Genomic DNA, 13,766 nt, shown 5'->3' with positions numbered 1-13,766 from the left:
CGGACCGATGAAGATTGCGCGCGCTTCTATTGATCGACCGCTCTATACGTGGCTGATCATTCTCATTGCCTTGTTTGGGGGCATCTGGGGATTTCTGTCGCTGGGTCGGCTGGAAGATCCGGCCTTTACCATAAAGAACGCCGTGATCGCCACGGAGTATCCGGGCGCCACGGCTGAGCAGGTCGCTCTGGAGGTCTCGGAGCCTTTGGAATCCGCCATTCAGCAGATGGGCGAAGTGGACACGATTACGTCGGTCAATCAGCCCGGTTTTTCTCTGATCGAGGTCGAGATCAAATCCACCTATGACGGCACGGAGCTTCCAGATATCTGGACACGTCTGCGCGCAAAGGTGCGCGACGCAGCGCGGGGCCTGCCGTCCGGGGTCGGGGCACCGTTTGTAAACGATGGGTTCGGCGACGTGTTTGGTCTGTTCTACGCAGTTACTGCCGAAGGGTTTTCGGACGCTGAAAAGCATGAGCTTGCGACGTTCCTGCGCCGCGAATTGCTAACGGTGGACGGGGTTGCAGATGTCGAAGTGCAGGGCCTGCCGGACGAGGCGATTTTTATCGAACCCGACCTTGCCATTTCCGTGAACCAGAATGTCCCGTTCCAGGCCATCAACGACGCGATTGCCAATGCCGACTCGGTCAATGCCTCGGGGTCTGTGCGGTCGAGTGATGACCGCACAACGATCCTTACGGCTGAAGGGTCCGACAGCGTCTCGGCCATCGCTGGCCTGTCCGTCGGGTCCCAGGGTCAGGTGATCAACCTGTTTGACATGTCCGACGTTTATCGCGGACGTCAGACGGATCCAGAGATCATGATCCGTTTCGACGGGGTCGAGGCCTTTACATTGGGTATTGCTGGGCTGGCCACCGAAAACATCGTTGAGGTCGGCAAGCGTGCCGACGCGAAACTCGCCGAGCTGGACGCGGACATTCCTTTTGGTGTTGAGATACTGCCCATCTACCAGCAACACGTAGTGGTCGAGCAGGCATCGAACGACTTTCTCGTGAACCTGGCCATGTCCGTCACCATCGTGGTCGCGGTCCTGGGGATTTTCATGGGATGGCGCGCGGCGGTCGTTGTTGGCTCGACCCTGTTGCTGACAGTGGTGGGCACGCTGCTCTTCATGTCGTTGTTTTCAATCGAGATGGAGCGGATTTCGCTGGGCGCGCTCATCATTGCCATGGGGATGCTCGTGGATAACGCCATTGTGGTGGCCGAAGGCATGCAGATCGCAATGCTGCGCGGCAAATCCTCGCGAGACGCCGCCGAAGAGGTCGCGTCGAAAACGCAAATCCCGCTGCTGGGGGCGACGGTCATCGGTATCATGGCCTTTGCCGGTATCGGCCTCAGCCCAGATGCGACCGGTGAATTCCTGTTCTCGCTGTTTGCCGTGATCGGCATTTCGCTGCTGCTCAGCTGGGTGCTTGCGATCACGGTGACGCCAATGCTGGGGCACTACTTCTTCAAGCAGGGTAAAGAAGGCGAGGTGGACGCCTATAGCGGCATCCTGTTCCGTGTCTACGGTGCCATCCTGCGCTGGGCGCTGTGGTTCCGCTGGCTGGTCGTCGCGGGCCTCGTCGCAGTCACGGTCGTCTGCTATGCGGGCTTTGGTCTGATGAAGCAGCAGTTCTTTCCGAATTCGAACACGCCTTTGTTCTTTGTTCATTACAAACTGCCGCAGGGTACGCCCATCGCACGCACAGCCGCGGATATGGCGGTGTTTGAGGATTGGCTGGCCGCACGGGACGATGTCGTCTCCGTAACCACTTTTGTGGGGCAGGGGGCGACACGTTTCATGCTGACCTATTCTGCGGAAAAGCCGAACCCCAGCTATGGTCACATGATCATCCGCACCGAAACCCTGGACGATATCCCGGTGCTGCAGGCGGATCTGGAGGCATTTGGAACCGCCCAGTTCCCCGAGGGAGAGTTTGGAACCAAACGTCTGGTTTTTGGCCCTGGCGGAGGCGATCCGATCCAGGCCCGGTTCTCGGGTAGCGACCCGGTTATCTTGCGTCAACTGGCGGATGAGGCGGTCCAGCGCATGGCGGCAGCGTCGCCAAACGCGCTGCGCGTTCATCATGACTGGCGCGAACAGGAACTGGCGGTTCAGCCGATCTATGCCACCGAACGCGCGCAGACGGCCGGCGTGACACGTGAGGATATCGCCGCAACGCTGCAGTTTTCGACGGACGGGATAACCGGGGGCGTGCTACGCGAACGGGATCGACTGATACCGATCATCCTGCGTCGCCCGGCGGACGGCGACTACTCGATTGTCGATCAGGTGGTGTACTCGGACCAGTCCGAGAAGTTTGTACCCATTGAACAGATGGTGGATGGATTTGAGTACAAATCCCTCAATACGCTGGTTCACCGCCGCGATCGGGTGCTGACGATCACCGTTGGTGCCGACATCCCACCAGACCTGACCGCTGCACAGGTGCACAGCGAAGTCCGCGATGCGATAGAAGCGATCGAGCTTCCTCAAGGCTACAAGCTTGAGTGGGGCGGCGAGTTTGAAGATTCAAGCGAGGCGCAGGAAAGTCTGGGCAGGCAGTTGCCACTGAGCCTCCTAATCATGGTTCTGATTTCCGTATTGCTGTTCAATGCGATACGACAACCGATCATCATATGGCTGCTTGTGCCGATGTCGGTCAACGGTGTGGTGATCGGCTTGCTCGGAACGGGACTGCCGTTCACGTTTACGGCACTATTGGGACTGCTCAGCCTGTCAGGGATGCTCATCAAAAACGGCATCGTCCTGGTCGAAGAGATTGATCTGGTTCGTGCAACGGGCAAACCACTACGAGAGTCGATCATTGAAGCCTCGGTCTCGCGTCTGCGTCCGGTCATGCTGGCCGCAATTACGACGATATTGGGGATGGCGCCTTTGCTGACGGATGCGTTCTTTGTCTCGATGGCCGTGACGATCATGGGCGGGCTGGCATTTGCCACCGTGTTGACGATGGTCGCGGCGCCGGTGTTCTATCTTTTGTTTTTCAAACGGGATGAAAAAATGGAAATGACGGTGCAGCTCGCTGTGTGAAACCCGTTGATAAGTGAGGAAACCCCGGGGCAATTCCGGGGCCTTTTAATAAGGGTGCGATTACCCTTGTAACGACTTTACCTCAACATCCCCTTCGGCCTGCGCCTTGATCGCAAGCGCCGCTGCATGGCTTGCCGCTGCCGTAGTGAAATAGGGGATCCTGTCATACAGCGCAATTGAGCGGATGACCTTGCTGTCCTCGACCGCTTGCGTTCCCTCGGTAGTGTTCATCACCAATTGGACCTGCCCGTCCTTCAGCATGTCGGCCACGTCCGGGCGACCCTCATAAACCTTGTTGACCAGATCGCAGGCTACGCCCCGTTCTGCCAACCAGGCCTGCGTCCCGCGCGTCGCCACCAATGAGAAACCGCGCTCGGCTAGAACCTGCGTGGCTTCCAACATGGCAGGGGTCTTGTCAGCATCTTTGATCGAAATGAAGGCGCGCCCGGATGATGGCAGGACCATGCCCGCCCCCATCTGTGCCTTGAGGAAAGCGCGCGGGAAATCGCGATCCCAACCCATGACCTCACCGGTCGAGCGCATTTCCGGGCCCAGGATCGTGTCGACGCCGGGAAAGCGGGCAAAGGGCAGCACCGCTTCTTTCACCGAAAACCAGGGCATGTCGGGGTCGGCCAATGTCATCTGGTCCGCAATTTTGGTGTCCTGACCGTCCTGATACGGTGGGCGCATTGGGAAGTTGGACAGTTTTTCACCCGCCATGACACGCGCCGCAATCGACGCAATTGCACTGTCGGTGGCTTTGGCGACAAAAGGGACAGTACGCGATGCACGCGGGTTAACCTCGATCAGGAAAATCTCACCGTCCTTGATGGCAAATTGGACGTTCATCAGACCGACAACGTTCAGTGCCTTGGCCAGTTTGAAAGCTTGATCCTTGATCTGCCCGAGAATCTCCTTGGACAAAGAGTAGGGCGGCAGCGAACAAGCCGAGTCGCCCGAGTGGACGCCGGCCTCTTCGATATGCTGCATGATACCAGCCACATGCACGTCGGTGCCATCGCACAGCGCGTCGACGTCCAGTTCCACTGCACCGGCCAGATAGCTGTCCAACAGAACAGGGCTGTCGCCTGAAACCACAACGGCCTCGTTGATGTAGCGGCGCAACTGATCCATATCGCGCACGATTTCCATTGCACGACCGCCCAGAACGTAAGAGGGGCGTATCACCAGCGGGAAGCCAATATCCTCGGCGATTTCCAGCGCCTGCTCATCGGTTGATGCGATACCGTTCTTGGGCTGTTTCAGGCCAAGTTCGTTGACCAGGGCCTGAAAGCGTTCGCGGTCTTCGGCCAAATCAATGGCGTCCGGTGTTGTGCCGAGGATCGGAATACCTTCGGCCTCAAGCGCATTGGCCAGTTTCAACGGGGTCTGCCCGCCGAACTGAACGATCACGCCGTGCAGCGTGCCGTTTTCCTGCTCCTTGGTAAGGATTTCCATCACGTGTTCAAAGGTCAGCGGCTCAAAATACAGACGGTCCGAGGTGTCGTAGTCGGTCGAGACCGTCTCGGGATTACAGTTGACCATTATGGTCTCGTACCCAGCCTCGGTCAGCGCGAAACAGGCGTGGCAGCAGCAATAGTCGAACTCGATCCCCTGACCGATCCGGTTCGGCCCACCACCAAGGATAACAACTTTTTTGCGATCAGACGGGCGCGCTTCGCATTCGACTTCGCCCATCATTGGGGCCTCGTAGGTCGAATACATATAGGGCGTCTGCGCTTCGAATTCAGCGGCACAGGTGTCGATGCGCTTGAACACGGCGCTCACGCCCAGATTCCGGCGGGCGCGGCGGATGTTGGCTTCGTCGCGGCCTGTCAGGTTACCCAGACGCGCGTCGGTGAACCCCAGCATCTTGAGCTTGCGAATACCTCCCTCGGTGACGGGCAGACCATCCTTGCGGACGGTGCGCTCGGCTTCGATGATCTCGCGGATACGGGCCAGGAACCATGGATCGAACTTGGTGACGCCAAAGATTTCATCATCGCTCAGGCCATGACGCATCGCTTGCGCGATTGTTCGCAGACGGTCGGGGGTCTGCTGGCTGATCGCCTTAATCACGGCGGCCTTATCGTCTGCTTCTTCCCAAGCACCCACGTTCAGACCGGGGATTTCGATCTCATCAAACCCGGTCAGGCCCGATTCCATCGACGCCAGGGCCTTTTGCATGGATTCGTGGATGGTGCGGCCGATGGACATGGCCTCACCTACCGATTTCATTGCGGTGGTCAGGTAAGGCTCAGAACCCGGGAACTTCTCAAACGCGAATTTCGGGATCTTGGTGACGACATAGTCGATGGTCGGCTCGAACGAAGCGGGCGTGACCTTTGTGATGTCGTTGTCCAACTCGTCCAGCGTATAGCCCACCGCCAGCTTGGCGGCGATCTTGGCAATCGGGAAACCTGTCGCTTTTGACGCAAGAGCGGACGAGCGAGACACGCGGGGGTTCATCTCGATGACGACCATGCGGCCATCATCCGGGTTGATCGCCCATTGCACGTTCGAGCCACCGGTCTCGACGCCAATCTCGCGCAGAACGGCAATCGAGCCGTTGCGCATGATCTGGTATTCCTTGTCGGTCAGCGTCAGGGCAGGGGCCACGGTGATCGAGTCGCCGGTATGCACGCCCATCGGATCGACGTTCTCAATCGAACACACAATGATGGCATTGTCGGCGGTGTCGCGCACCACCTCCATCTCGTATTCTTTCCAGCCCAGCAGGCTTTCATCGACGAGAATCTGGTTGACGGGCGAAGCATCCATGCCCGAGCGGCAGAAGTGGATGTAATCCTCGCGGTTATAGGCCACACCGCCCCCTGTACCGCCAAGGGTAAACGCCGGGCGAATGATGGCGGGCAGGCCGATCTCCTCCAGTTCGTTCAGCGCCATTTGAACACCCGCATCCAGATCGGCGCCGCCATCTGCTTTGCGCGGAGCGGTAATGATGGTTGCCTTGGGGTTTTCGAGACCAAGCCGGTCCATCGCTTCGCGAAACAGCTTACGGTCTTCAGCCATTTCGATGGCGTCGCGTTTGGCACCGATCATTTCGACACCAAATTCTTCCAGCACACCCATCTCTTCCAGCGCCAGCGATGTGTTCAGGCCAGTTTGTCCACCCATCGTGGGCAAAAGGGCGTCGGGGCGTTCTTTCTCGATGATCTTGGCAACGACCTCGGGCGTGATCGGCTCGATATAGGTGGCATCCGCCAGACCGGGATCGGTCATGATCGTCGCGGGGTTCGAGTTGACCAGTATGACCCGGTAACCTTCCTCGCGCAGCGCCTTGCAGGCCTGAGCGCCGGAATAGTCGAACTCGCACGCCTGACCGATGACAATGGGCCCCGCCCCGATGATCATGATCGACTGGATGTCGGTTCTCTTCGGCATGGCCCAATTCCTTCGATTTCCCGCGAGTCAGGGCACCGCCCAAGCACCCAAATTGTCCTGCGTTATAGGGACCGCGCGAAAAGGTGCAAGGGGGATCGGAAACAGGGATGAAATTGCCGCTTTCCCCCCTTTCCCCTGACCGCGTATTGTCTATATCGCGCAGCACGGCTTATGAGGATGCACTTGCGTATTCGTTTTGATCAGGGACCCGCCGGGGCAGGCACCTGTTTTGACCAACCGCTCCGGGTGATCCGCGCAGACGATGCGGAGGGTGTTCCCGCTGCTTTGGCAGCGCTGGATGACGCGCGCGCAGAGGGCGCCTGGCTGGCAGGCTATGCCAGTTACGAACTTGGATATGTGTTGGAGCCGCGCCTGTCCGCGCGCTTGCCGAATGGCCGAGGCCTGCCGTTGATGTGTTTTGGCGTGTACGATCCTCCAATGGCGTGTGACCTGCCAAAGCCTCGCGGTGGGATCACGGCCTTTCAGCCCAGATGGGACGAGGTGCGCTATTCCCGTGCGTTCGAGGTTGTGCACGAGGCGATTGGTGCCGGTGACATCTATCAGGCCAACCTGACCTTCCCCATCGACCTGACCATTCAGGGTGATAGCCGGACGCTGTATGCAGCACTTGCGGCCAGTCAGCCGGTGGGGCATGGGGCGTTGATCGAACAGGACGGATTGCCCGATCTTCTCAGCCGGTCACCCGAGCTGTTCTATCGTACGGATGAAACGGGGCGCATTGAAACGCGTCCCATGAAGGGCACCCAACCCCGCAGCGAGGACTTGTCCGAGGACGCGCGCCGCCGGAACTTTCTGTCCGAGGACGAAAAGAACCGCGCCGAGAACCTGATGATCGTTGATTTGCTGCGCAACGACATCAGCCGTGTCGCCTTGCCCGGCACCGTCAAGGTTCCTGAACTGTTTAAGGTGGAGACCTATGCCACTGTGCATCAGATGATTTCGCTGGTGCAGGCGCAGCTGCAGGTCGGGGCAGATCTGTCCGATATCCTGAGGGCCTTATTCCCTTGCGGTTCGATCACCGGAGCCCCCAAGATCCGGGCCATGGAGATTCTGTCAGAGCTGGAGCCTTGGCCAAGGGATATCTATTGTGGAACAATTGGCTGGGCCGCACCGGATGGACGATCTGAATTCAACGTGGCGATCCGCACCTTGATGGTCACGCAAGACAAGGCCACCCTGAACGTGGGCGGTGGTGTCGTCTGGGACAGCACGGCCCCATCCGAGTATGAGGAAGCGCTATGGAAAGCCCGCTTTGCGCGCCAACTGAGCCTGATTTCCGTCTGATCGAAACCTTCGGCTACCAGCCGGAACAAGGATGTGTGCGGCAAGCCCGTCATCTGGCGCGCATGGCACGAACCGCCGCTGCTTTGTCGCTTCCGTTTTCCCAAGAGGGTGCCCTGAACGCGCTGACTGGCCTGATCGGAGACGTACAGCTCCGGTGTCGGCTGACCATGGACGCGTCGGGCGGGTTCGAGATGACCACGGCCCCTTTGACGTCCAATCCAGCGGTTTGGAAGGTGGCCATTGCGGATGACCGGCTCTTGTCCTCGGACATCTGGTTGGGGCACAAGACAACCCACAGGGCGATCTACGACGCTGCACGGGCGTCGATGCCCAAAGGCGTGGATGAGCTGCTGTTTCTGAACGAGCGGAACGAACTGTGCGAAGGCACGATCACCAACCTCTTTCTAGAAGCAGAAGACGGGCGGATCCTGACGCCGGCCTTATCCTGCGGGCTATTGCCGGGCGTTTTGCGAGAAGAACTGTTGGAGAAAGACACCGTTTCAGAAGCCATTTTGACCTTGACCGATCTGCAAAGCGCACAAACTGTATTCATGGGAAATTCATTGCGCGGGTTGATCCGGATAGAGTTGGTGAACCAGTGAGCAAAGAAAGCACGATGATCGGCGCGCCCGTGTCACTGGTGCGTTTGCGTTTTGAGTTTGGCCTGTTTTATGTTGCGGTGCCTTTGGTGATCGCGGTGCTGTTTCCACCTGACTGGATGTTTCCTGCCCTGTTTGCTTTCACCGGGCTTGGTATTGCGTTGCTGTACTGGACGCCCGGGTTTCATTGGGCAGAACTGCGATACGACTGGGGGAACTGGTCCTGGCGTGAACTGGCGATCTTTACCATCGTCATGTCTGCATTCTGTGTTGCAGTGATCCAGATCGCCCGACCTGAGGCCGCGTTTTTTCTGTTGTTGAACCGACCCGAGATGCTGGCGTTCATCTGGATCGGCTATCCCTTGGCGTCCGCGCTTCCGCAGGAGCTTTTGTTTCGGTCGCTGTTTTTTCGGCGCTATCACGCAATCCTGCCCGATGGGCGCAGAGCCTATGTGCTGAACGCCGCCATATTTTCCTTTGCGCATCTGATGTATTGGAGTTGGATTGTCGCAGCGATGACATTTGCGGGCGGGCTTTTGTTCACTTGGGCGTATCGGCAACGCGGGTCGTTCTTCTATGCTGTCTTGCTGCACGCGATTGCAGGAAACATTCTTTTTGCAGCCGGATTGGGTGTGTATTTCTATTCGGGAAACGTTCAGCGTCCGTTTTAGCGCTACTCCGCAGCATCCTGTGTTCTTTGGTGATGCAGATACACGTAGTCGCGCGTAAGTGGAACGGCATCGCGCCGGTGGCCCAGTTGTAACTGAAAAACGGTTTGATCGCGCTCTTCGAACACCAGAATGCATGCGGTCAGGTAGAACCGCCACATTCGGATAAACCTGTCATCATACATCTTGCGCACCTGATCCAGATTTCTCTCGAATCTGTCGCGCCAATGGCGCAGCGTTTTCGCGTAGTGCAGTCGCAGGCTTTCGATATCCAGATACCACAGCCCTGTTTTTGAGATCGGTTCGATCAACTCGGACAGCGACGGTACGTATCCACCCGGGAATATGTATTTATTCAGCCACGGAGACTGATTGGTTGGCGGTCCGTTGCGCCCGATTGAATGGATCAGGGCAACGCCATCCGGCTTCATCAATTCGGCGACTTTATCGAAATATGTCTGAAATTGCGGTGCGCCCACATGTTCGAGCATTCCGACCGAGACCACTCGGTCGAATTCACCGCGCAAATCCCGATAGTCCATGAGGCGGATATCGATGCGATCCTGCAAACCGGCATCGCACACGCGTCTGGTCGCTGTTTTGTGCTGGTTCTCGGACAGGGTCAAGCCGGTCACCCGAACCCCATGGTCGCGCGCCAGCGTCAGGGCCAAACCGCCCCACCCGCATCCGATGTCGACAACAGTCATGTTGGGTTCCAAGTACAGTTTGCGCGCGATATGGGCCTTTTTGGCGTTTTGGGCCTGTTCCAGCGACACATGTGGTGTTTCGAAGTAAGCGCAGCTGTACTGCATGTCCTGATCCAGCATCAGGTTATAAAAGGCGTCGGAAAGATCGTAGTGATGTGCTACGTTTCGCCGGGACAGATTGCCGGAATTACGCTGTGTGATGGGGCGCAAAAGGTAAGCAAAACTCTCTTGCACGCGCTGAAGGACCGGCAGCCGCCCTTGGGCTGCATTTCGAATCGCGACCCGCATGGCGTTTTCGAGCGACCCGTCATCCACCGCCAATGCGCCATCCATGTAGCCTTCGCCAAATCCCAGTTCCGGATTGCGCACGAGTTTCGGCAACAGGGCGGCGTCACGAATGGAAATATGCGCCGATGGAGCCGTTCCATCGCCATAAATCTGGTGTGTCCCGTCCGGGTACGTCACATGCAGCGTCCCTTGCACAATAAACCGCTGCATTATGCGATCGAAAATAGCTTGCCACATGAGCCGAACATCTCCTTTCGAAAAGGCCTGGCTCCCGCAGATGGGGATCAACTATTCAAGTTCACTATTCTGAAAACATACCTCAAAAAACGAATTTGTCTTCCTTTTCGATAACATCACGTGCGACTTGTCGCCGAACCCTTGACTTCCCGAGGTGATCGCGGTGTATCGGCGCGATGAATTTTGCGCCCGAAGGGATATGTTCCATGCACGCCTATCGCAGCCACACCTGCGCCGCTCTGACCGCTGCCAATGTTGGCGACACCGTTCGCCTGTCGGGCTGGGTGCACCGGGTCCGAGATCACGGTGGCGTCCTGTTCATCGACCTGCGCGATCATTTCGGTGTGACCCAGATTTTGTGCGACGGCGACAGTGCGGCCTTTGCCGAGCTGGACAAGGTACGCTCGGAATGGTGCATTCGCATAGACGGGTCCGTCAAGGCGCGCGACCCGGAACTGGTCAACCAGAAACTGCCTACTGGTCAGATCGAGGTTTATGTGCGCGACCTTGAGGTTCTGGGCACCGCAGAAGAACTGCCGCTGATGGTTTTCGGCGATCAGGAATACCCCGAAGAAACGCGCCTGCGCTATCGGTATCTGGATCTCCGCCGCGAGGCGATGCAGCAAAACATGACCTTGCGATCTGATGTAGTGGCCTCGATGCGCCGACGCATGTGGGATCAGGGGTTTCGCGAATACCAGACGCCGATCATCACCGCCTCATCACCTGAAGGTGCCCGCGATTTTCTGGTGCCCTCACGTTTGCACCCGGGCAAGTTCTACGCCCTGCCGCAGGCCCCGCAGCTTTTCAAACAGCTGATCATGGTCTCGGGCTTTGACAAATACTTCCAGATCGCACCGTGTTTCCGCGACGAAGACCCGCGCGCAGATCGGTCGCCCACTGATTTCTACCAACTCGACCTCGAAATGTCGTTTGTCGAGCAACAGGACGTGTTTGACACGATCCAGCCGGTACTAACCGGCGTGTTCGAAGAGTTTGGGGGTGGCCGTGCCGTCGATCAGGACTGGCCGCAGATCTCCTATAAGGACTCAGCACTATGGTACGGCACCGATAAGCCAGACCTGCGCAATCCTATTAAAATGCAAGTTGTGTCCGATCACTTTCGCGGGTCTGGCTTCGCGATTTTCGCGAAGCTGCTGGAGCAAGACGGCACCGAAATTCGCGCCATCCCCGCGCCAAGTGGGGGCAGCCGCAAATTCTGCGACCGCATGAACGCCTTTGCCCAGAAAGAGGGTCTGCCCGGGATGGGCTATATCTTCTGGCGCGATCAGGGCGAAGGGATGGAGGCCGCCGGGCCTTTGGCCAAGAACATCGGCCCCGAGCGCACCGAAGCGATCCGCCAGCAACTGGGTTTGGGCGTTGGCGACGCGGCGTTCTTCCTTGGTGGCAAGCCCAAAGCCTTTGAAAAGGTCGCCGGCAAAGCGCGCGACGTGATCGGCGAAGAACTTGGCCTGACCGAAAAGGACCGCTTTGCCTTTGCCTGGATCGTCGATTTCCCGATCTACGAACAGGATGAAGAAACCGGCGCCATCGACTTTGAGCATAATCCGTTCTCGATGCCACAGGGTGGGATGGACGCGCTGCAAGGTGATCCTCTGGACGTCCGTGGCTATCAGTACGATCTGGCGTGCAACGGGTATGAGCTGGTCTCAGGCGCGATCCGGAACCACAAGCCCGAGATTATGCTGAAAGCGTTTGAACTGGCGGGTTATGGCGAAGAGGAAGTCAAAAGCCGGTTTGGCGCGCTGTACAACGCGTTCCATTTTGGCGCTCCACCGCACGGCGGCTGCGCCGCTGGGATCGACCGGATCGTGATGCTGTTGGCGGATGAGGCCAACATTCGCGAAGTCATGATGTTCCCGATGAACCAGCGCGCCGAGGACCTGATGATGGATGCCCCATCCAATCCGACACCGGACCAGTTGATGGAACTGGGGCTGAGGGTCATTCCGCAAGACTGAGGGAGTTCGCCTGCCTTCTGTGGGAGATTTGCCAGACAGGCCATGCGTGATCCCGTCTTGGGTGGTGTAACCACTTTTTGCCCCAATGGCACAGTTCAGAGTTATCGGCTCGGGCTTTGCGGGTTTGGCACCGCTGGGTCAGTCGAGCGGGTTTCCATATGTTCTGCTTTTCATACGAATGCTACGCGCTGCGTGCCGTGTTTGACGGTACATCCAAACACACAAAAGGGACGCGGTGATGAAATACGCTGACATCATCTCAAATTGCCTTTCGTTGTTCCAGGCGGCTTTGGACGAGGCCCGCGACCTGAGCGGCCTGAGACGTGATCGGGGTTCCCTGCGCGCGGGAGGCAGCAAGCCGCCGGGCCGCCTCTGCCAGAACCATATCGTCCGCCTCGCGTGCGACGCCGCTCAGAAACTGGGCGGCATAGTCCAAAGTGCGCGCATCATTTGGACCGGTCAGCACATCCGCGATATGGGCCATGTCGTCCTGATAGGCCATTGGATCGGGGCGGATGACCTCGTCCCGGATCGCATAAAGGTCACTGGGGCGCCGATCCGCTGGTAGAAGTTCCAGGATCGATTTCTGAAAACAAGATATTGATTTTAAGGGTTTTGATAGGAAGCCATCCGCCCCTGCATTGACAGCCGCCGCCTTGTTGCAATCGTCACCCGACATCGCCAGAATGACGCCGATGCGGGGGCTGCTATCCGCCAGATCAGCGATCAGATCGGCCCCGGACCCGTCCGGCAGGCCCATATCAACCAGAATGACCGAGGGGCGATAAACTTGTAAGTGACGTCGCGCCGATTTCAGGCAATCCGCCCGCCGGATACGCGCCCCGCTGGTCAAACACATGAGGCGTATCACGTCGCAGGCATAGCGGCTGTCTTCGACAACCAGAACGGTCTGACCCAGCAAGGGCCGCCTCGACGTAGGCATTGCGGCGGCGGTGAACGGGTCCGAATCGTCCATGTCAGGTCTCCTGTTCCTCAGATGACTTACGCTAGGAGCTTCTGGCTAACACAGGGTTAACGGGCGATTTGGCGCACTTGTCCTTTGGCCGGACTGCCCCCATAACCCATGCAACGCAGAACGAAAGGAAACTGCCATGATCGGTCGCCTGAACCACGTTGCCATCGCTGTTCCGGATCTTGAGGCTGCGTCCGAGCAGTACCGTGGTGCGCTGGGCGCCAAGGTCGGCGCGCCTCAGGATGAGCCGGATCATGGTGTGACCGTTGTCTTTATTGAACTTCCCAACACCAAGATCGAACTGCTGTATCCTCTGGGCGACGACAGCCCCATCAACGGGTTTCTGGAAAAGAACCCGGCGGGCGGCATCCATCATGTGTGTTACGAAGTCGACGATATCCTGGCAGCGCGCGATCATCTGAAAGCCACGGGAGCCCGCGTTCTGGGGTCGGGTGAGCCCAAGATCGGCGCCCATGGCAAACCGGTGCTGTTTCTTCACCCCAAGGACTTCAACGGCTGCCTTGTCGAGTTGGAACAGGTGTAA

The 13,766-nt window shown here is 58.2% G+C and carries 9 protein-coding genes; 6 read left to right on the top strand and 3 right to left on the bottom strand.

Features of this window, described 5'->3' with window-relative positions; all coding sequences use genetic code 11:
* Positions 1–7 precede the first annotated feature (7 nt).
* Complete coding sequence (locus ACR3ES_RS19825; protein ID WP_170429499.1) at positions 8–3,058, top strand: efflux RND transporter permease subunit; 3,051 nt, start codon at positions 8–10, stop codon at positions 3,056–3,058.
* Positions 3,059–3,118: 60 nt separating this feature from the next.
* Here the strand turns inward: ACR3ES_RS19825 and carB are convergent, their stop codons facing one another.
* Entirely contained in the window at positions 3,119–6,463 is a 3,345-nt protein-coding gene (gene carB, locus ACR3ES_RS19820) for a carbamoyl-phosphate synthase large subunit (RefSeq protein ID WP_170429502.1), read from the bottom strand.
* 177 nt (positions 6,464–6,640) lie between these two features.
* Between carB and ACR3ES_RS19815 the strand changes: the two genes are divergently transcribed.
* The 3 genes from ACR3ES_RS19815 to ACR3ES_RS19805 are packed head-to-tail and all read left to right on the top strand — an operon-like array spanning position 6,641 to position 9,038.
* Complete coding sequence (locus ACR3ES_RS19815; protein WP_170429762.1) at positions 6,641–7,768, top strand: aminodeoxychorismate synthase component I; 1,128 nt, start codon at positions 6,641–6,643, stop codon at positions 7,766–7,768.
* Positions 7,723–8,370, top strand: a complete 648-nt coding sequence (locus tag ACR3ES_RS19810; RefSeq protein ID WP_170429505.1) for an aminotransferase class IV family protein — start codon at positions 7,723–7,725, stop codon at positions 8,368–8,370. Before ACR3ES_RS19815 ends, ACR3ES_RS19810 begins: the two co-directional genes overlap by 46 nt.
* Positions 8,367–9,038: a CPBP family intramembrane glutamic endopeptidase gene (locus tag ACR3ES_RS19805; protein ID WP_480424289.1), complete on the top strand. Its 672-nt coding sequence runs from the start codon at positions 8,367–8,369 to the stop codon at positions 9,036–9,038. Before ACR3ES_RS19810 ends, ACR3ES_RS19805 begins: the two co-directional genes overlap by 4 nt.
* Positions 9,039–9,040: 2 nt before the next feature.
* On the opposite strand, the gene ACR3ES_RS19800 is transcribed toward ACR3ES_RS19805, so the two are convergent.
* Positions 9,041–10,240 carry a class I SAM-dependent methyltransferase gene (locus tag ACR3ES_RS19800; protein WP_480424288.1) on the bottom strand — a complete coding sequence of 400 codons (1,200 nt, stop codon included), beginning with the start codon at positions 10,238–10,240 and terminating at the stop codon, positions 9,041–9,043.
* A gap of 233 nt (positions 10,241–10,473) precedes the next feature.
* On the opposite strand from ACR3ES_RS19800, the gene aspS reads away from it, so the two are divergent.
* Complete coding sequence (aspS, locus tag ACR3ES_RS19795; RefSeq protein ID WP_170429511.1) at positions 10,474–12,249, top strand: aspartate--tRNA ligase; 1,776 nt, start codon at positions 10,474–10,476, stop codon at positions 12,247–12,249.
* Positions 12,250–12,508: 259 nt separating this feature from the next.
* Here aspS and ACR3ES_RS19790 read toward each other — a convergent pair whose 3' ends face one another.
* The gene (locus tag ACR3ES_RS19790) at positions 12,509–13,225 is read right to left on the bottom strand and encodes a response regulator (RefSeq protein WP_170429514.1); all 717 of its coding nucleotides are present in this window, start codon (positions 13,223–13,225) and stop codon (positions 12,509–12,511) included.
* A gap of 136 nt (positions 13,226–13,361) precedes the next feature.
* Here ACR3ES_RS19790 and mce point away from each other — a divergent pair, with 136 nt between their 5' ends.
* Complete coding sequence (gene mce / locus ACR3ES_RS19785) at positions 13,362–13,766, top strand: methylmalonyl-CoA epimerase (protein WP_170429517.1); 405 nt, start codon at positions 13,362–13,364, stop codon at positions 13,764–13,766.

This window comes from Ruegeria sp. B1 (assembly GCF_056535885.1).
Note: the sequence above shows the minus strand (reverse complement) of the source record. Positions and strands in the feature narration are given on the sequence as shown.

Bases quoted from the DNA above. Each gene is read 5' to 3' on its own strand.
- ACR3ES_RS19825 (WP_170429499.1), top strand. From the start codon at position 8: ATGAAGATTGCGCGCGCTTCTATTGATCGACCGCTCTATACGTGGCTG.
- carB (WP_170429502.1), bottom strand. From the start codon at position 6,463: ATGCCGAAGAGAACCGACATCCAGTCGATCATGATCATCGGGGCGGGG.
- ACR3ES_RS19815 (WP_170429762.1), top strand. From the start codon at position 6,641: ATGCACTTGCGTATTCGTTTTGATCAGGGACCCGCCGGGGCAGGCACC.
- ACR3ES_RS19810 (WP_170429505.1), top strand. From the start codon at position 7,723: ATGGAAAGCCCGCTTTGCGCGCCAACTGAGCCTGATTTCCGTCTGATC.
- ACR3ES_RS19800 (WP_480424288.1), bottom strand. From the start codon at position 10,240: ATGCAGCGGTTTATTGTGCAAGGGACGCTGCATGTGACGTACCCGGAC.
- aspS (WP_170429511.1), top strand. From the start codon at position 10,474: ATGCACGCCTATCGCAGCCACACCTGCGCCGCTCTGACCGCTGCCAAT.
- ACR3ES_RS19790 (WP_170429514.1), bottom strand. From the start codon at position 13,225: ATGGACGATTCGGACCCGTTCACCGCCGCCGCAATGCCTACGTCGAGG.
- mce (WP_170429517.1), top strand. From the start codon at position 13,362: ATGATCGGTCGCCTGAACCACGTTGCCATCGCTGTTCCGGATCTTGAG.